The sequence below is a fragment of the Bacteroides caecicola genome (assembly GCF_023337095.1).
GTDB lineage: Bacteria > Bacteroidota > Bacteroidia > Bacteroidales > Bacteroidaceae > Phocaeicola > Phocaeicola gallinarum.
The window spans coordinates 136,100-154,634 of sequence record NZ_JAMBLM010000003.1 but is presented as its reverse complement, the minus strand read 5'-3'; the positions used below and the strand labels follow the sequence as shown (position 1 = coordinate 154,634).

Annotated in this window: 15 protein-coding genes; 2 read left to right on the top strand and 13 right to left on the bottom strand. The window is 48.1% G+C overall.

Translation table 11 applies throughout. From position 1 onward, the window contains the following. Positions 1 to 18 precede the first annotated feature (18 nt). The 4 genes from M3085_RS03950 to M3085_RS03935 all read right to left on the bottom strand — a co-directional run bounded on the left by M3085_RS03950 (position 19) and on the right by M3085_RS03935 (position 5,879). Positions 19 to 1,188, bottom strand: a complete 1,170-nt coding sequence (locus M3085_RS03950; RefSeq protein ID WP_204499873.1) for a DUF3843 family protein — start codon at positions 1,186 to 1,188, stop codon at positions 19 to 21. A gap of 168 nt (positions 1,189 to 1,356) precedes the next feature. Next, positions 1,357 to 3,651: a TonB-dependent receptor gene (locus tag M3085_RS03945; protein ID WP_249052346.1), complete on the bottom strand. Its 2,295-nt coding sequence runs from the start codon at positions 3,649 to 3,651 to the stop codon at positions 1,357 to 1,359. Positions 3,652 to 3,817: 166 nt separating this feature from the next. Further along, on the bottom strand, positions 3,818 to 4,165 hold the full coding sequence (locus tag M3085_RS03940) for a hypothetical protein (RefSeq protein WP_178256925.1): 348 nt from the start codon (positions 4,163 to 4,165) through the stop codon (positions 3,818 to 3,820). 19 nt (positions 4,166 to 4,184) lie between these two features. Further along, positions 4,185 to 5,879, bottom strand: a complete 1,695-nt coding sequence (locus tag M3085_RS03935) for a bifunctional metallophosphatase/5'-nucleotidase (protein ID WP_410554211.1) — start codon at positions 5,877 to 5,879, stop codon at positions 4,185 to 4,187. 257 nt (positions 5,880 to 6,136) lie between these two features. Between M3085_RS03935 and M3085_RS03930 the strand changes: the two genes are divergently transcribed. Continuing rightward, on the top strand, positions 6,137 to 7,066 hold the full coding sequence (locus M3085_RS03930) for a DnaJ C-terminal domain-containing protein (protein ID WP_191709634.1): 930 nt from the start codon (positions 6,137 to 6,139) through the stop codon (positions 7,064 to 7,066). Positions 7,067 to 7,085: 19 nt separating this feature from the next. Continuing rightward, complete coding sequence (locus tag M3085_RS03925; RefSeq protein ID WP_178256922.1) at positions 7,086 to 7,376, top strand: chaperone modulator CbpM; 291 nt, start codon at positions 7,086 to 7,088, stop codon at positions 7,374 to 7,376. A 91-nt stretch (positions 7,377 to 7,467) separates the two neighbouring features. On the opposite strand, the gene rpmA is transcribed toward M3085_RS03925, so the two are convergent. The 9 genes from rpmA to M3085_RS03880 form a co-directional block, all read right to left on the bottom strand. Continuing rightward, entirely contained in the window at positions 7,468 to 7,737 is a 270-nt protein-coding gene (gene rpmA / locus M3085_RS03920) for a 50S ribosomal protein L27 (RefSeq protein ID WP_178256921.1), read from the bottom strand. 20 nt (positions 7,738 to 7,757) lie between these two features. Further along, on the bottom strand, positions 7,758 to 8,075 hold the full coding sequence (gene rplU, locus M3085_RS03915) for a 50S ribosomal protein L21 (RefSeq protein ID WP_191709635.1): 318 nt from the start codon (positions 8,073 to 8,075) through the stop codon (positions 7,758 to 7,760). Between the two features lie 320 nt (positions 8,076 to 8,395). Then, positions 8,396 to 9,406: a Fic family protein gene (rhuM, locus tag M3085_RS03910; protein WP_249052345.1), complete on the bottom strand. Its 1,011-nt coding sequence runs from the start codon at positions 9,404 to 9,406 to the stop codon at positions 8,396 to 8,398. A gap of 555 nt (positions 9,407 to 9,961) precedes the next feature. Further along, positions 9,962 to 11,005: a ketol-acid reductoisomerase gene (ilvC, locus tag M3085_RS03905; RefSeq protein WP_178256917.1), complete on the bottom strand. Its 1,044-nt coding sequence runs from the start codon at positions 11,003 to 11,005 to the stop codon at positions 9,962 to 9,964. A 56-nt stretch (positions 11,006 to 11,061) separates the two neighbouring features. Further along, positions 11,062 to 11,805 carry an acyl-[acyl-carrier-protein] thioesterase gene (locus M3085_RS03900; protein ID WP_178256916.1) on the bottom strand — a complete coding sequence of 248 codons (744 nt, stop codon included), beginning with the start codon at positions 11,803 to 11,805 and terminating at the stop codon, positions 11,062 to 11,064. 86 nt (positions 11,806 to 11,891) lie between these two features. Next, on the bottom strand, positions 11,892 to 12,443 hold the full coding sequence (gene ilvN / locus M3085_RS03895; protein WP_178256915.1) for an acetolactate synthase small subunit: 552 nt from the start codon (positions 12,441 to 12,443) through the stop codon (positions 11,892 to 11,894). Between the two features lie 2 nt (positions 12,444 to 12,445). After that, positions 12,446 to 14,143: a biosynthetic-type acetolactate synthase large subunit gene (ilvB, locus tag M3085_RS03890; RefSeq protein ID WP_178256914.1), complete on the bottom strand. Its 1,698-nt coding sequence runs from the start codon at positions 14,141 to 14,143 to the stop codon at positions 12,446 to 12,448. Positions 14,144 to 14,166: 23 nt separating this feature from the next. Beyond that, the gene (gene ilvD / locus M3085_RS03885) at positions 14,167 to 15,966 is read right to left on the bottom strand and encodes a dihydroxy-acid dehydratase (RefSeq protein WP_178256913.1); all 1,800 of its coding nucleotides are present in this window, start codon (positions 15,964 to 15,966) and stop codon (positions 14,167 to 14,169) included. Between the two features lie 394 nt (positions 15,967 to 16,360). Beyond that, a complete protein-coding gene (locus M3085_RS03880) occupies positions 16,361 to 18,529 on the bottom strand; it encodes a S46 family peptidase (protein WP_249052344.1) in 2,169 nt (722 codons plus the stop codon). Positions 18,530 to 18,535 lie beyond the last annotated feature (6 nt).

Genomic DNA, 18,535 nt, shown 5'->3' with positions numbered 1-18,535 from the left:
AATATTATTTCTGCCCAATCAGTCTCCCCGATAGTAATAAAGCAAAGCGTGGCGCGCTATGAAATCGGCATTTTCCTGCACCGTAGTCCGGCTTTCTCCATCCGGGAAAACGGCGTCGGGCAACAAATGATGTTCCAAACAATGCAAGAGCAAGTCGGGCGGACAAAGCGTTTCTTCCGTCAGCAGCCGGAAAGCATTCTTCGCCGCCGCATCGGGGGCATACATCGGGTTGTCCGGGTCGGCTATACACTCGCATACGTCTTTTGCCAGCAAGATGCCTTTTTCCGGTTCGGTCATCAGCACAAAGTTGCGGAACGGTTTCATTTGAGGCAACGTATGGTTATCATCGTCTGTCCATTTCAGCACCTCCACCAAGAAACGCCTCAGCTCGCCGTAGCCGTTCAGGTAAACGATTCGCTTTCCGTTCGTTCCTGCCACAAAGTTGCGGTACATCTCTGCACTTTTTTCGCGCACTTCATCGGGCACGACAGGTTCATCAGGGAACAGTCCTTTTACCTGTTTCCATGCCGGTGCGTTATCTCCCGCCAACCGTTCTATCCACTCGTGAAGGAACAGAGCAAGCGGCCCTGTGGGGATGATGAAACGGTCGGTAGCGGTAACCCGCTCAATGTATGGTGCCATCGAAGGTTCGGTAAGATACGTATGCCCGAACAGCCACGTCAGTTTACGGTCGGCATCGCGGGCATCCGAGTAGCCGCTCCAATAATTTTCGAGCAACTCATTTTCCGGAGCTTCTTCGTATGCCGTTGCCAACACTTCGTAAAATGCAGCCGCCTGCTTTGCTATCCGCTCATCGCAGGGGTTGACGTACGGATGCTCGTAAGGAGCTTTCTGCCACGTATTCCACACGATGAAGCGTACATCTTCTTCATTCACTTCATCGCGCAGGTAATCGTCTGCCAGCGTGTAGAACGGCAAAGGCTTGCCATACAGCCGGATATGCTCGTCGATAAAACTACGCCACAGCCCCAGTCCGGAAATCACATCTTCCAGATAAGCCGCTACGTAGAGACACATTTTTTTACGGAACGCTTCCGGCATTCCGGAGAGCATAACAGCCTTGTAGAGTCGCCCTGCAAGTTTTACAAAATACTCGTCTGAGGGTTGCGGAGTGGCATAAGGATGGATAGCCATCCAGTCTTTAAGATATATTGTTGGTTTATTCATTTTTATTCGTCGGTTGATTATTCTACATAAGAATGAGCTTTTATTGTTCTTGCAAATTTAATAAATATTTCTTTCGTGCGGTTTCTTTTGCAGAAAAGCATTGTAAAACGCCCGGCCTCACTGCTACTGACAGACAAGACCGGGCGTTATCAATACTAAGAAAGACTCTTAGTTAAAGAACTTTATCCCGATGAAATAAGTACGAGGCTGTGTAGGCCCGTAGAAATACTTCGAGTCACGCAGTTTGCCACGGTCGAGGTCTTTCTGGAAGGCGTTGAAGATGTTCTGCACACCGCCGTTCAACTGAAGTTTCAAATGGTCGTTCAGCACGAAGGTATAATTCAACTTCACACCCAAATCCATAAAGTCGGGGGTATGTTCCAAGCGGTCTTTCGCAATATATCCTGCAAAGTGAGGAACAATCATCTTACCCGTGTAGACACCCGATATGGAGAAATCGAAGTTCTTCAGCGGAGCGGAAGTAAACGTGAAATAACCGTAATAATCGGGTGTACGAGGCATCCGCTTGATAGGTGCCACGTCTGCATCCTCGCTCCAATGAATGGCTTCGGTATAACGGCTGCGCTGTACGGTAAATCCTAATTGGAGCTGCGCCTCCCGCCCGTGAGCTATCTTATAATCAATGTTAGCCCCGTAAACGCGCGCGCCGTGTCCGTTACGCCGTTCCTGCTTCAATGTTCCGGTCTGAGGGTCTTTGCCCATAGCTTCTAGATAAAACACATCGTTAAGAGCCGTATAGAAACCTTCTATCAAGAGGTTCGACTGAAAGTGCCCGAAGTTTGCAGTCCAGTCCAGCGAGCCGCTCACACTGTTCGAGCGTTCGGGCTTCAATCCGTCTGCCAGCGTAATCATCATCGCTTCGCCGCCTACCGCCGCCACGTGAAGGTCTTCATCGTAAGCCTGAGGCGCACGGAATCCGGTGGACCATGTAAGGCGGCCTTGCAGCTTCGACGAAGGATTCCACAGCAGGTTGACGCGCGGACTGAAAATAATGTCGTCTACCAAGTTATGCTTATCCAAACGGAATCCGGCAAGCAAGGTGAAATGTTCCATCTTCCATTCGTTTTGCGCAAAACCGCTGGCTATCCTCACATCCTGACGGAGGTCGCGGTTATACCCCGTCATTACGTCGTGAAGGGAGTTGTAGCTATACTCCAGTCCTCCCGTAAACGTGGCGGGAGCAAAAAAGCAGTTGTCCATGTTTCCCACATACATCGCCCCGCCCACTGCTGTAAGGTCTTTGGTCTTTCCGTAAGCATTGGGGTCTTCACCTGCGCCGTAATAACTGTTGCGGTCGATGTGTTGCGCCGAACCATACACCGACAGTTTGTGGCGATATTCGCGGAAGAACACATCATACGTCAGTCCGCCGCTGTTTATAACGTGTTTCGTCTGCTCGGTAATGTCTGTTTCGTGAGGCTGAAGGTCGAACTTGTTACCTCCGCGCCGGAATTCGTTCGTGGTATGATACTCGATGCTGATGCGGCTGAACTGTGTGGGGCGGTAGTAAGCACGAAGCCCGAAGGTATTCATGTTCAGTTTACCCAGTTCCGAGAAACCGTCGCCGTCGGCATCGTAAGGATTGCGGTTGCGGTACGACTGGTAGAGGGCGATGCCATACGAATTATCAGACGACACCAGCGAGGCATTGGCACCCACGTATTGCTCCCACACCTTTCCGTTGAGATTCGACATGGTAGACGATACCTGAAACGAATTGTTCACCGGGTCTTTGGTGATGATGTTGATGGTTCCGCCCACGGCATTTGCCCCGAACAGCGCCGAGCCGCCGCCACGCACCACCTCTACGCGCTCAATCATGTTGGTAGGAATCTGCTCCAATCCGTACACGCCCGACAGCGCACTCATTACCGGACGGCTGTTTATCAGAATCTGCGAATAAGGACCTTCCAGTCCGTTGATGCGTACTTGCGGGAATCCGCAATTCTGGCAGTTGTTTTCCACGCGCAGTCCCGACTGAAAGTTAAGCGACTTGGCAAGGTCGTTCGAGTTGACTATCTCAAACAGGCGGTTATTCATCACGTTTACCACCACCGGAGCCAGCTTTCGGTTGGTCTCGTTGCGGTTGGCAGACACCACCACCTCATCGGTCATAATCGTTTCTTCTTCCATCACAAAGTGCATGTCAACAGTGAAATCATTGCTCACCGTTACGCGCTTAGTTTGGGTAGAATACCCCATGCTTTGTACCTTCAGCGTATATTCTCCTGCCGGAACATTCTTAAAGCGGAAGTAGCCTTCGGCATCGGTAGCCATCCCTACGCCCGTTTCAACTATCAATACATTGGCGTATGGCAAACCTTCCTCCGTATTTTTTTCTATCACATGTCCGGTAATAATGTTTCCCTCTTTCACCGGATTAACCGCCATGCTTACAAGAGCGCACAGCAATCCCGTCAATATTAATATATGTCTCTTCATTACGTTTTTTTGTTCGTTGATTAATGCGTGTAAAACACCTGCCCACACTGCCGCCAAAACGCATACGGATGTGTTCCCTTGCGCATACGGATGCACACGGGAGTCCATGCGGATGTTTTCAGCAACACTTCGGGTAGGATTTTCCATGCCGGGAACAGCCCGGCAACTAACTGATTTGAAAAGACATAAAGGGAGGAGCGCGCAGATGGATTCCTGCCGTATGCGCTGATACGGCACGGAAGTTATCCTGCACGCAAAATAACGAATAAACAACATGCCAATCCGGTTTAACCAGCTCGGTCTCTTCCTCGTCCAGCGAATAGAAACTGGAAAGAAAGTGCAACGAAAGGGTTTGTCCGGCAGTATGAGAGTGATGCTGAGTGAAAGGGTGAGAATGGACAATCATTACCCCGCCTACCACATGGACGTGGGCAAATACGACGACACTCGTATAATACGCCACGAACAGGGTAAGCAGGCTTAACGCCCACACACGAATATGGTATGTCTGCATTCTCACTTACTCAGTTGTATTATTTATTGCCAAACAAAAGTAGGTAATCCCTTTTGGCTGCAACTTCCGTCCATGCCTCCGGGATAAATTTCCATTGATTCAACGCTACGGGATGAAGCGTTTTTACCTCTTCAATGCGTTTCATCAGGTAATAACGCAAATCTTTGTCGGTAGAGAAAACGATACGCTTCGCCAGTTCTGCTTTCGGGATGTCGGCACCTTTCGTCAGCAAGTCTCCCCCGCCGTTGCCCCTGTATGAATTAACAGCTACGCGGTAGGTTTTGTTCATATCGAAAGCGCGTCCGTCGGCTAAACTTTTGATGGAAATCTTTTCGCCCTGCGGCTTGGTTACATCGACAGTATAAATAATGCCGGCGGCCGAATCGAAATTGAAGCTGGGGTTTTTAAAACGTTCGAATCCATTATCTTTTTCGTTGAGCAGCAGCAGATGGTCGGATGCCGATTGCATCTGGTTCGTCCAAATGGCGTACGACATTTCAAGGAAGTTTTTAATCTCTTTTCCGCTCAGTTCCATCACGTAGAGCATGTTTTCGTACTTATAGAGGTTGAACATGTCGCTCATGTAGATGTCGCCTTTCTTGATTTCAGCGTTAAACGACAGCGGGGCGCAGAACGAAATGTCTGCTCCGGTGATGTCTAACTGCAACTGCTGGATGAGGTCGATGAACGCCGACGAACCGAAATAGGCATCGCGTGTGGAAATGGTGCGGTCGATGCTTCCTATCTTGCGCGAAACAAAAGTATCTACGGCCTGATATTGTTCTTTGAATGCCGACATAAAGTCCTCGTCAACGGGATAAGTGGTCATATCGGCAAGTTTGCCTTCTACCGACTTGCTTACTACCCTATCGCCGCGTTTTACTACTTTCAGGGTAACGTCGGATACGGTGCGTGCCATATTTGCCGGGTCAATCAACAAGACAGAGTCGCCCGCTACGTTGGCTACCTTTTCGCAACGGCGCACGTGGTCGTGTCCCATAAAGATGACATCGAATCCCGGAACGTTACGAGCCACCTCGCCCGAACCGTTTTCTATCGTATTATCCAGCTTGTTTCCTTCCGGACCGGCGTGAAACAATCCTATCAGTACATCGGGATTTTCTTTCTCGCGGATAATCTTCACCCACTTGCGGGCACAGGTTTCCATATCTTCAAAACGGAGTCCGCTCCACAACTTTTCGGGCAACCACGATGGAATGGAAGGGGTAATCATTCCCAATACAGCTATCTTTACTCCCTCCCGTTCCAACACTTGATAAGGCGGAAGGTAGGGTTCGCCGCTCAGCGTGTCGATAACGTTTGCTCCCAGTACGGGGAAGTTACACTGCTTCACCCAACGGTCGTACACGGCGTGTCCGGTTTCCACATCGTGGTTTCCCATGTTTCCCACATCGTAACGCAGGTAATTCAGCATTTGGGCACATACGTGGTCCGATACCGTATCAATGAAATTATAGTAATATGCCGTGGGTTGTCCTTGCAGGATGTCGCCGTTATCAAGCAACACCACGTTGTCGCCAAACGCCTCGCGCTGTTCTTTTACATACGAACTTACCCGCGCCAGACTGCCGTCGAGGGGTTTTCTGCCGATAAAATCGTAGGGGAAATAACACCCGTGAACATCGCTGGTCTCGATAAACTTTAACGTGATTTCTTTTTCGCCGGAAGTAGTACACGACTGTATACAGCCCATACCGATAATTGCCGTCAGGCAAAGGAGAGATTTCAATGACTTCATAAAGACAATTTGTCAGATTTATGCCGCAAAGATAGTCAAGAAAATCGAGATAGGAAACAACTGTCCCAATAATAATAAGCCGCTCGATACATGTTTCGTATGTTTCCGGCACGAAACGTCTCTCTGCCTCCGAAAGGAAGAAAAACAGCCTGCCGGACAACCCGATTGGCATGTAATTTGTTCCACTTCAAGCAATTAAATTAACTGACAATATGGCTTACATAGACTATTACAAAGTGCTTGGCGTTGAGCGGAATGCAACCCAAGACGACATTAAGAAAGCATACCGTAAGCTGGCAAGGAAGTATCACCCGGACTTGAACCCGAACGACCCTACGGCTAAGGACAAGTTTCAGGAGATAAACGAAGCCAACGAGGTATTGAGTGACCCGGAAAAGCGTAAGAAATACGACGCTTACGGCGAAAACTGGAAACATGCCGACGAGTTTGAAGCGCAACAGCAAGCCTATCGCGCCCAACAGCAAGCAAACGGAAACAGGCAAGGTGAATACTGGTACTCTACCGACGGAGAACATTTTACGAGCGGATTTGGAGGTAACGCAAGCGGATTCTCTGATTTCTTCGAGGAATTGTTCGGACATCGGGGGGCAACGGGAGGTAGAACACGCGGCGGATTTCGCGGTCAAGACATTGAAGCCGAACTTCAACTTTCTTTGCGTGAAGCCGCTGTTACACACAAACAAACATTCAGCATCAACGGCGAAACATTACGAATCACCGTTCCGGCGGGCGTAGCAAACGGGCAGGTTATCAAGCTGAAAGGACATGGAGGCAAAGGAATGAACGGAGGTCCGGACGGAGACTTATACATCACGTTCGCAGTAAGCGATGACCCTGCCTTTAAACGGAAGGATAACGACCTGTACACCGATGTCAACATCGACCTGTACACTGCCGTATTGGGTGGAGACGTGACCGTGAATACCCTCGACGGGCAGGTTAAACTGAAGGTACGCCCCGGAACACAAAACGATGCGAAGGTACGTCTGAAGGGCAAAGGATTCCCGGTATATAAACAGGAAGGTAGCTTCGGCGACTTGATAGTGACTTATCATGTATCAATTCCTACCACGCTGACCGAACATCAGAAAGATTTGTTCCGTCAGTTGCAACAAGGATAACTTTTAAAAACGGACAATTATGCAGAACGATTTGATTATCATAAGCGACTATTGCAGCCGCTGTAACATAGAGCCGGACTTCGTCATGATGTTGGGCGAAGACGGGCTGATAGACATTGAGATACGAAATAACGTCAGCTATTTCCCTGCCGAACAACTGAACGAACTGGAACGATACGCTCACCTGTATTATGACCTCTCTATCAACATCGAAGGCATCGATGCCATCCGCCACCTGCTGGCACGGGTAGAAGACTTGCAGCAAAAGGTTCGCCGGCTTGAAAACGAACTGCGCTTTTACCGCCGGTAAGCATAAAAACAAATCAGGCATGGATTACGGTTTCTTTGGAAACACCGTACATCCGTGCCTGATTTTTTATCGTTTCGTAACAGTACCCTGATTATGCTTCAGCTTCAGCAAACGGAACTACAGAAACATAGCTTCTGTTTTCACGTCCTTTCTTGAAACATACTGTACCGTCAATCAAAGCGTAAAGAGTGTGGTCACTACCCATACCTACGTTGTTACCCGGGTTGTGAACTGTTCCTCTTTGACGAACAATAATGTTACCGGCTTTGCAAACTGAGCCGCCGAATATCTTTACGCCTAATCTCTTACTTGCTGATTCACGACCGTTCTTAGAACTACCTACACCTTTCTTATGTGCCATTTTCTTCTACGTTTTAATGATTAAGCAATAACTTGTTTGATTGTCAATTCGGTAAACTGCTGACGATGACCGTTCAGCTTCTTGTAACCTTTTCTTCTCTTCTTGTGGAATACCAACACTTTCTTGCCTTTTACGAGGTGAGAAACTACTTCGCATACCACTTTTGCACCTTCTACGGTAGGCGCACCTACTTTTACAGTACCGTTGTTGTCTACCAACAAAACTTTGTCAAATTCAACAGTTGCGCCGTTTTCTGCATTCTGAATGTGTTGAACAAACAGCTTTTTGCCTTCTTCAGCTTTGAACTGCTGACCGTTAATTTCTACAATTACGTACATCTTTTATTTTATATTAAACGGGTTTTCTCCGCAAGGTGAACCGTCCTCTCCGGTTACTTGTCTACCTCCACGGACTAAATCGGACGCAAAGGTACTGCTTTTATCTCACATAGCCAAAGGGTTGGACAAGTTTTTTATCGGAATAAAATATAAAAACATAAACAAACTTTGATAATTGACATATCTCTTTATGATATTCAAATAACAGATTTATCATATCCGCCATTTTTACCTTTTGCAATGTTTCATTTGAGTCAATACTTCGGTAAATCTTTACCAAAGTATTGATCTTAATAATATTATAAAGGCAATTATTCGATTTACATTTCCAACTTCCAGTTATTTCTGTTTATCAAATTCACCACCACCTTTACCATTACGTCTTTTTCCTCCGTACGACTTTCGGCAATCATCAGCGTGAGGGCGACAAGGGTGTTGTCGGCTATGCGTTTCGTACCGTCCGGATTGTAAAGGATGCCGTTGCCTGCCATAAACCATAAGAATAGCGTGGCGGCTATGCGCTTGTTGCCATCGCTGAACGAATGATTCTTGGTTACGAGATAAAGCAGCATGGCGGCTTTTTCTTCTACCGATGGATAGAGGTCTTGCCCGCCAAATGTCTGGTATATCTGCCCGATGGAACTCTTGAATGAATCGTCTTTCTCATGGGCAAACCATTGGCTTCCACCGAACTTGGCTTTCAGTTCTTCGATAGCTTGCATGGCTCCTTCGTAGGTGGCATGAAACTTTGCTTCGTTCGTAGTCTGATCTACCGTCAGTTGTTGATAATCGTACTTATCCAATGTATCGAGGGCATAAGCATAATCGGAAACAACTTCTACCAGATTGAGGGCATCATCGGAAGTCAATGTTTCTTGTGCCTTGACCGTCCTGCCTAAGACGGCGACCAACTGTTTCAGTTCCGTGTAACGTTGCTCCGTCAAAACCTTATTGACGGCATAGCCTTTCACCAAATAATCTTTCAGAACCTTGTTTGCCCAACGACGGAATTCAACACCCTTTTTAGATTTTACACGATAACCTACGGATATAATCACATCCAGATTATAGAAACTTACATCATGTGTCTGGCTTTTCTCTGCCATAGCCCCGTGTTGAGTGGTTGTCGCAAATTTTGCGACAACCACTTCTCCCATTAATTCTTCACGAATAGCATTATCAATATGCTTTCGAATTGTCTTAGAATCCCTTCCGAATAATTCTGCCATTTGGTTTACATTCAACCACACAGTTTCCTTGTCTATTTTAACATCCAACTGTGTTTCTCCATCAGCAGAACGATATATTACAATTTTATCATTCAAGTTCATACCTTAACTCTTAAAACAGATTCAACAAAAAAGACGGCTGACCTGTATCGGAGCACCCGCATGAAACTGTTGCTTCGTTTTTCCCTAACTGCCCGGCTAACCATTTCCCTGTTTTACTTTGCTCTACCCATATTATTTTCAGTCGGTTAATCTTTTCTGCCCCCATATTCAGTTCATCTTACAAGGATGCGATAACATAGATTGACGCTATCTGCAAAGGTAGTGATTAATATTAAATGTTTTGAATTTCCAAGAAGTGAACCACTATCTTTTTCTGCAACTGCGTTTTTGTGTTATACTCTTTATGGAGGTTGCGGTGGGACTGAAACGCTACCGTTAGCGTTACCTATTTCATGCGGAAGAGTTGCCCGGTTCTACCCATAGCGATGAATGGTCTAACCGTTAGTGTTTTCCAAGCCTCCTATTCGGTCGGACGAAAAATCTTAACAGGCTCAATAAGAAAGAGATACAGAAGGCTTCGGAAAGGCATAAAAAAATCCGCCTGCAACTCGGCTATGAATTGCAGGCGGAGGATATACGGATTAACGAACCGTATCAGTTATTTTCCGGACGCAACTTGCGGACGGTAACCGCAGTCTGCCACATTTCGCTTTCGCGCAATGCTTTCAGTTCGGCATTCAGCTTTTCGCGGTAGTCAGGCTGAGAGTTGCTGTCGATTGAAATCTGTGCTTCGTGACCTGATTTTACGCTTTCGTACAGTTTCTGCATAACGGGTTTGATGGCATCGTGGAACGGAGTCATCCAATCAAGCGCACCGCGCTGAGCGGTGGTAGAACAGTTGGCGTACATCCAGTCCATACCGTTTTTAGCGAACAGCGGCATCAGTGACTGAGTAAGCTCTTCCACCGTTTCGTTAAATGCTTCGGATGGTGTATGTCCGTTTTCACGAAGCACTTCGTATTGAGCCAGCAGCAAACCTTGAATGGCTCCCATCAACGAACCGCGTTCGCCGGTAAGGTCGGAAGTTGCTTCGCGCTGGAAGGTAGTTTCAAACAAGTAGCCTGAGCCGATGCCGATACCCAGTGCGATGGTGCGGTCGTAAGCCTTTCCCGTAGCATCCTGATAGATGGCGTAAGAAGAGTTCAAGCCGCGTCCTTCGAGGAACATGGTACGCAAAGATGTACCCGAACCCTTCGGGGCAACCATGATAACGTCAATGTCGGTAGGAGGAACCACGCCCGTACGGTCGTTCCATGTGATGGCGAATCCGTGAGAGAAATACAAAGCCTTTCCTGCAGTAAGATACGGCTTGATGGTAGGCCATACAGAGATTACGGCTGCATCTGAAAGCAGACACATGATGATGGTACCGCGCTGGCAAGCCTCTTCGATGCTGAACAGCGTTTCGCCCGGCACCCATCCGTCGGCTACTGCCTTTTCGTAAGTCTTGCCCTGACGCTGACCTACAATTACGTTGAAACCATTATCGCGCAAATTCAATGATTGTCCCGGACCCTGTACGCCGTATCCGATAACTGCAATCGTTTCATTCTTTAATACTTCACGTGCTTTTTCCAAAGGAAACTCTTCGCGGGTTACTACGTTTTCGATAACTCCGCCAAAATTCAGTTGTGCCATTGTTTTTACAATCTTTTTACGCAGCCCAAAAGCTGCACGGTTAATTATTAAATTAGTTACTTAAATATCAGTTTGCTGCGAACCACCACTTCCGTGTCGTTCTTCTTGACCTCAATGTCATACTCATTATCGCCCGTCTGCTGGCGATAAAACGTCAGCTTGTCGCCGTAATAACTTTCGGCTACATACGCCATTTCGAAACGGTGTACGCGCTTTTCGCGAAACGTTTGCAGCGGGAAGAGATCGAGGATGTGTTCGATGTACTTGATGCTGTTTACATGACCGTTGATGTCGATGTCGCTGTACTTTGCCCGATGCTCTCCCGCCACGGTGTCTTCGCTAACCTTAATCCGGCTCGGTTTGGCTATCGGACAGTCTTTGTCGCAGATATACTCCGTTATCGACCCGTTATGCAAGGTCAGCAAATCGGCGGGCTTACGGGTTTCCATGCTAATCATCGCCCAAATCGAACGCGCATAGCCTATCGGTCTCCCATCGGCATTCAGAATGGCAAAGTTGCGGTCGGTAAACAAACGGTATACGTTCTCCACCCACGTTTGAACGCTGAACGATTCATACGCTTTCGGCATTTCTTCCATCTCGACAGCCAGACGCGACAACACCCATGTATAACGGTTTTCATTCAACGTGGCGATTCCGAAGCCACGCTCCTCGGCATGGAATCCGGCGCAATTCAGCAGGTGATTTCCTAAAACCCCCATCGTCAGCCTTTCGTTAAAATCGACATGGAAAGGTTCAGCCACGAAATGATACGTCCCGATTTTGTTTTCTTCAGACATTCTTTTCTGAGTTTATGAGTTTGTAAATATCTTCATTCAAAAGCCTCAACGCGCAAAACACTTACAGGCAGAACCGCCCGGACGGACTAAAGCCCTTTCTTATAGCGTTCTTCACGGTGAGCCAAATATTCGTTCACACGCTCGAAACAGCTTGTCGACACGGCAATACGTCCCGAACGGACGAACTGCAACACGCAATTCAGCGCCTTCAGTTCCTGATAAAGCGAGGTAATATCGTCGCTCATGCCCGTCAGTTCCACGATGGCAAACACCGGATTAACTTCTACGATGTGTGCACTGTAACGGCGGACCACTTTCGAGGCTTCGGGATTCGACTGAAATTCAGGCATCGAAACCTTATACATTGCCACTTCACGCTGGAATATTTCGCTGTCGGTGAAATAATGCGCCTGAATAACGTCTAATTTCTTCTCGATTTGTTTCACTACTTTTTCGATGATATCTCGCGTAGTCCAGCACGTAATGGTGTACTTATGTACGCCCTTGATAGACGATGCCGAAACATTCAGGCTCTCGATGTTCAACTGCCGGCGAGTAAACACCGCCGTTACCTGATTCAGAATACCGGCGAGGTTTTCAGAGTGAACAATAATAGTATATAATGTTTTGTTTTCCATAATCAACACTCCATTAACATATAGTTAACCGAACTGCCCGGAGGCGTCATCGGCAATACGTTTCCTTCTTCCACTACACAGGCTTCCAAGAGAAATGCCCCGTCGGTTTCAAGCATCTCGCGGATGGCATCGTTCAGTTCGGCACGTTCTATTACGCGGCGCGACTTGATGCCGTAGGCTGCTGCTATCTGCATGTAGTCGGGGTTCATCATCGGCGTAAACGAATAACGGCGATTGAAGAACATAGCCTGCCACTGGCGCACATTGCCCAGATAATTATTATTCAGCAAGATAATCTTCACCGGGGCTTTCTGTTCCATCACCGTGCCCAGCTCTTGCATGGTCATCTGCAAGCCACCGTCTCCCATAAACACACACACCGTGCGGTCGGGGCGGCCGAATGTAGCACCTATGGCTGCCGGGAGTCCGAATCCCATCGTTCCCATGCCGCCGGAAGTTACCACGCTCCGTTCTTTCGTATATTTAAAGTACCTACATGCCATCATCTGGTTTTGTCCCACATCCGTTACCAGTATGGCTTCGTTGTTCGTTGCCTCGCTTACGGCGTGAACCACTTCTCCCATGTTCAAAGGACCTTCTTTAGGGAACACTTCTTTCTCGATAACCGCAGCATACTCTTTTTCTTCGTACGTCTTGAAACTGTCAATCCACTCTTTATGCTCTTGATGCTGGATTAATTCGGTAAGCAAAGCCAATGTACGTTTACAGTTGCCCAAAACCGGTACATCTACCGCCACATTCTTTCCTATTTCCGACGGGTCAACATCCAGATGAATAACTTTCGCCTGCTTTGCATAGGTATCCAACTTTCCTGTTACCCGGTCATCGAAGCGCATACCCACGGCTATCAACACATCACACTCGTTGGTTTTCACATTCGGTCCCAAGTTGCCATGCATACCCAACATACCTTTATTTAAAGGATGCTCCGTTGGCAGCGCGGAAAGTCCCAACAGTGTACATCCGCAAGGAATATCCGCCTTTTCAATAAAGGCACGAAGTTCGGCTTGCGCATTTCCCAACTCTACCCCCTGACCAACCAGCGCCAACGGCCTCTTGGCTTCATTAATCAGCGCAACCGCCTCGGCTACTGCCTTCGGGTCGGTTTCAGGGTCGGGGTCATAACTGCGGATGAAATCCACCTTCATCGGTTCAAACTCAGTAAGTTCCTGTTGGGCATTCTTGGCAAAATCAAGGACAACCGGTCCGGGACGTCCGCTCCTCGCTATATAAAACGCACGCGATACCGCCCACGCCACATCCTCGGCACGGCGAATCTGATAGCTCCATTTCGAAATAGGCTGTGTAATACCCACAAGGTCTACCTCCTGAAACGCATCCGTGCCCAACAATCCGGCTCCCACCTGTCCGGCAATCACCACAATCGGTGTGCTGTCTATCATGGCATCGGCAACGCCCGTTATCGTATTCGTGGCTCCCGGCCCACTTGTTACCAAGCAAACGCCGACTTCCCCCGAAACCCGGGCAAATCCCTGAGCAGCATGTGCAGCTCCCTGTTCGTGACGCACCAATATATGATTTAATTTATTCCGATGGTCGTAAAGTGCATCAAACACCGGCATGATAGCTCCGCCCGGATAACCGAAGATGGTTTTTACCCCCTCGTGTTCCAGCGAACGCATCAATGCTTCCGACCCTGTTATTTTTTCTTTCGACATATTCTTACTTTAATGAAGATTTACTATACGATTCTCACCCCACCCTTGTCTGCCGAGCTTACCATGCTGGCATAAGCGCGTAAGGCTTTCGATACTTCCCGGTTTCGAGTCAGCGGAGCCATCGGACGGGCAGCCAGCTCTTCATCGCTCAGCCGCACATTGATGGTACGGTTGGGAATATCTATTTCTATAATGTCTCCGTCTATTATCTTTCCGATGTTTCCGCCTGCCGCCGCTTCAGGGGAAATATGCCCGATGCTCAATCCCGAAGTTCCTCCGCTAAAACGTCCGTCGGTTATCAATGCACATTCTTTACCCAGATGTTTCGATTTGATATACGATGTAGGATATAACATTTCCTGCATTCCCGGACCTCCTTTGGGGCCTTCGTGAGTAATCACCACTACATCGCCGCTCACTACCTTTCCTCCCAAGATACCTTCACAGGCAGCTTCCTGAGAGTCGAACACCTTAGCCGGACCAGCAAACTTCCAGATGCTTTCGTCTACGCCTGCGGTTTTCACCACACAGCCGTCTTGAGCAATATTTCCCTTCAACACAGCCAGTCCGCCGTCTTTGCTGTACGCATGTTGCAGGTCACGGATACATCCTGTCGCACGGTCGGTATCCAGTTCCCGGTAAACATTATTCTGCGAACCGAGGGCGATATTGAACTTCCCGCCCGGAGCGCTGGTGTAAATACGCAAAGCCTCTGCATCCACCTCCGGTTTACAAACATCGTATCGGGTAATGGCCTCTGCCAGTGTAGTACCATCTACACGGTGAACCGACGTATCGAGCAGTCCGCCTTTTGCCAACTCGCCCAAGATGTTCAGAATACCTCCTGCGCGGTTCACATCCTGAATGTGGTATTTCTGTGTATTGGGAGCTACCTTACAGAGGCAAGGAACACGGCGTGACAGCATGTCAATGTCGTCCATCTTAAAATCAACTTCCGCTTCATGGGCTATCGCCAGAAGATGAAGCACCGTGTTAGTCGACCCTCCCATCGCTATATCCAGCGTCATGGCATTCAAGAAAGCCTGACGAGTGGCTATGCTTCGCGGAAGTACGCTGTCATCGCCTTCTTCGTAATACTTAAAGGCATTTTTTACTATCAGTGCAGCCGCATCTTTAAAGAGCTGTTTCCGATTAACATGAGTAGCCACCACCGTTCCGTTTCCCGGCAATGCCAACCCGATAGCCTCATTCAGACAGTTCATCGAATTGGCTGTAAACATGCCCGAACAGCTTCCGCATCCGGGACAGGCATGACGTTCGATTTCGGCAACATCGGCATCGCTCACCGTGGGGTCTGCCGACTTTATCATCGCATCAATGAGGTCAAGATGCTGTCCGTTCCATTCGCCAGCCTCCATCGGTCCTCCCGACACGAACACCGTAGGGATATTCAAACGCATGGCAGCCATCAGCATCCCCGGCGTGATTTTATCGCAATTAGAGATACACACCATCGCATCGGCTTTATGGGCATTGACCATGTACTCCACACTGTCGGCAATCAGGTCGCGTGAGGGCAACGAATACAGCATACCGTCATGGCCCATCGCAATGCCATCGTCGATGGCTATGGTGTTAAACTCTGCGGCAAAGCAGCCTAACTTTTCTATTTCGGCTTTTACCTGCTGACCGATTTCGTGCAGATGCGTATGTCCGGGAACAAACTGTGTAAACGAGTTTACCACAGCTATAATCGGTTTACCCATCATTTCTTTCTTCATTCCGTTTGCCACCCACAAGGCTCTTGCACCTGCCATGCGGCGACCTTCCGTACTCATCGAACTGCGTAACTGATGTTTCATCTCTTTCTCTCTTTTTCAATTAAAAAGCCTCTCTCATCATCGGTGAGAAAGGCTTTCATACATATCTTTATTTCACAACTACATACGCGAAACTTCCTCACCTCTTGGTGTCATCACCACGACGCGAATAATAATATGCAGGACTGCCAAGTTTGCCAATGTATGAGTTGATGTCATAATTAAATATCTGTTTTGTTTTACAAATGCAAAGGTAAAGTCTTTTTTATTACAAACAAATAAATTGACACTTTTTTTTCGAATAAACTAATATTCGTAAGTATTCATTTGTTTTTATTGTCAGTTTATCAATAAGCTCATCATAAAAAAAGCCTGCCCGCCTTCTGCAAGATGCAGGCAGGCGGGCAGGCATATCAAGATGATATCTGTTTTTGTCTTAACGGATAATCGTCATTTCGTCTATCAGATGACGCGCTCCGGCATATTTGTCTATAATAAATAATGTGTAGCGAATGTCAACACAAGCGGCGCGTTGCAACTGGGGATTATAAGCGATATCGCCTGTCAGCCCTTCATAGTTGCGGTCGAAGCCGGTACCGATAAGTTCACCTTTCGCATTAAACACCGGCGAACCCGAATTACCTCCGGTATTGTCGGTTGCCGTAGCAAAGCAAACCGGCATTCTGCCATCGGGCATCGCATACTCGCCATAATCTTTCTTTTCGTAAAGTTCTTTCAGCTTAGCGGGCACTACAAACTCCGGATTATCGGGGTCTTCTTTTTCCATCACGCCTTTTAAGGTAGTGTAATATAAATACTCCACACCGTCAACAGGTTCGTACGAGCCTATTTTACCGTAAGTCAGACGCAACGTAGAGTTGGCATCCGGATAAATAGCTTTCCCCTGTCGGCGACGCAGTTCCAACATACCTGCCACCCACGTTTTATGGGCAAGGTTGTAGGCGTTCGTTTCAGCCTTCATAGCGTCGCTCGTAGCCTGATATCCTTCTTTTACCGACTTGGCGTAGATTACCATCGGGTCGTTTTCCAACGTTTCCGCAGCAGGGCCTTTCAAGAATTTCTCCAACGCTTCGGCACTGCTGAAAATGGAACGGGTGAAACAAGCGTCTACAAACGCATCGGTACTGCCCTGATATTTATCGTCAATCAGACGGAACACACTGATGCGTTGCGCAGCCGGTATCAAACGGGCATAAAGCGCAATAAGCTGTTTCGACACCTTACAGTCTACCGACGGACTGTAATCTTTATTGAAGAATTTCTTTCCTGCCTCGCGGAGCTGTTGGGTTTCTTCGGCTATCGCTTTTTTGTTTTTCTGCTGCAAAGCCTCCAAAAGGTTATCGGTATTGGGGATTTCAGAAAACTCCGTACCCAACATCAGTGCTTCATAGATGGCTTGCTGGTGATAAACCGCATCCCGACGTTTTGCCACGATGTCTTTAATGGTTTCGTATGCTTTAAGGTAATCATCATTACCAGTCTCGCGTCCGAACTCAAGCAAGCTCTCCTGCTGTTTTTTCTTCGTATTCAACACCTTCAGCCGTACCAGTCCCTCGTTCATGCCAATGGCGTTTTTCCAATAATTGGCAGACGAAGCATACTTGGCAGCATACTGGATGCGGGTTTTGTCATCTTTGCTCATTTCCTCACCCAACACGCGCAAACGCACTCCGCGCACGGTGTCGCGCATGAAGTTGGTGGTTTGCATACGTTCTTCCACTTCATCGCTTATCATATAACGCCAGTTGCGTCCGGGGAATCCCATGACGAAAGTAAAGTCGCCCTCTTTCACACCCCGCAGGTTGATGGCGATGTGTTTCTTTACGCGCAGCGGAACATTATCGGCACTGTATTCTGCCGGTTTTCCGTCTTTCGACGCATAAATACGGAAGATAGAAAAGTCGCCGCAGTGACGGGGCCACATCCAGTTATCCGTATCGGCTCCGAATTTTCCGATAGAAGAAGGAGGAGCTCCTACCATGCGCACATCCTTATAAACGGTCTTCACAAACAGATAGTATTTGTTGGCACCGTAAAACGGCTTCAGTTCGAGAACAGTAAACGTATCGACAGCAATGTTTTCCTGTTCGGCAAAACGCGATGCCACCGTAGACAGGTACGACGGAGACAGATAGTTCAACCCTTCCGGGTCTTCGTCTTTAGCCAACTGTTCGCGCACGTAATCTGTCACGTCAAGGATACGGTCGATAAACGTCACCGTAAGCCCGCTGCAAGGAAGCTCCTGCGAGCGGTTCATAGCCCAAAAGCCATCCGTCAGGTAATCATGTTCCACCGAGCTGTGTTGCTGGATGTATTTATACCCGCAGTGATGGTTGGTGAGCACCAAACCTTCTGCCGAAATGACTTCGCCCGTACAGCCGCCTCCGAAGTGGACAACGGCATCTTTCAGGCTGATGCTGTCGGGGCAATATATCTGGTCGATACCGATATCCAGTCCCAGCTCACGCATTGCCGCCGCATTTTGCTGCTTCAGGTCGGTCAGCATCCACATGCCTTCATCAGCACGCGCCGTAGAGACCGCCAACGAGCCCAGCAAAGAGCACAATAAAATCGCTTTTTTCATACTGAG